The 1196-nt window shown below is 53.2% G+C and carries 1 protein-coding gene; it reads left to right on the top strand.

Annotated elements, in window-relative coordinates:
• Positions 1-69 precede the first annotated feature (69 nt).
• Positions 70-1157 (top strand): IS3 family transposase gene (locus tag F1542_RS16890; RefSeq protein ID WP_193734013.1). Its coding sequence is split into 2 segments (ribosomal slippage): positions 70-331 and positions 331-1157, totalling 1089 coding nucleotides; the frame shifts between segments, so codons are not numbered across the junction.
• Positions 1158-1196: the final 39 nt, after the last annotated feature.

Here is a 1196-nt window from a genome sequence, read left to right as displayed (position 1 = left end):
GGTAATCCCCCCATAAAAAGAGTGGCTTTTGAATGAGAATTTTCTCAGCGTAAGGATGAGGAGATTCTGATGAAGAGTGATCGCTTTACTGACGCGCAGATCATGGGTGTGATCCGCCAGGCTGAGGGCGGCGTTTCGGTTCCTGACCTGTGCCGGGAGCATGGGATCAGCAACGCCACGTTTTACCGGTGGCGCGCGAAATATGGCGGTATGGATGCTTCGATGATCAGTCAGATGAAAGCTCTGGAAGAGGAGAACCGTCGGCTGAAGCGCATGTATGCGGATCTGAGCATGCAGACGGATATCCTGAAGGAAGCCCTTGGAAAAAAATGAAGCGGCCAGCCCAGCGCCGGGAACTGGCCGCACAGGCTGTGGCGCATCATGGGGTCAGCATTGCGCTGGCCTGTCGGATTTTTGGGATATCCGAGACCTGCTTTCGCTATCGTCCGCGACTGGCAGCGGAGAACGACAGGATTGCCGATCTTCTTGTGGGACTGACCCAGGCTCACAGGAGATGGGGATTTGGTCTGTGTTTCCTGTATCTGCGCAATGTGCAGGGACATGTCTGGAATCATAAGCGGGTTTATCGGATCTATCGGGAACTGGAACTCAACCTGCGGATTAAACCCCGCAAGCGTCTGGTTCGCGAAAAGCCTGAAAAGCTGTCGGTTCCGGCCCTTCCCAACAGGGTCTGGTCCATGGATTTTATGGCGGACAGGCTGATGGATGGACGTGCTTTTCGGCTCCTGAACATTCTGGATGACTTCAATCGTGAAGGACTGGCGATTGAGGTTGATTTTTCCCTGCCGGCCTGTCGGGTTGTCCGCTGTCTGGAACAGATTATGGAGTGGCGTGGCAGGCCAGAAGCCATCCGAATGGATAATGGCCCTGAATATGTCAGTCATACGTTGGTTTCATGGGCCGAAAAACAGGGGATTACCCTGATCTATACGCAACCGGGTAATCCGCAGCAGAACGCCTATATTGAACGTTACAATAGAACTGTCCGGCAGGAATGGCTGGAGCAGTATTTGTTTGAAAGCATTCAGGACGTGCAGGAGGTCGCAACACAATGGCTCTGGACATATAACCATGACAGACCCAACATGGGGAACAGCGGGCTAACCCCCGCCCAGAAACTAAAAACAGCTGCCTGAATTCTCATTCAGCACCCCACTAAAAATGGGGGGATTACC

Source organism: Komagataeibacter sp. FXV3, from assembly GCF_015155755.1.
Classification (GTDB): Bacteria; Pseudomonadota; Alphaproteobacteria; order Acetobacterales; family Acetobacteraceae; genus Komagataeibacter.
This window is presented reverse-complemented; position numbering and strand designations above follow the sequence as displayed.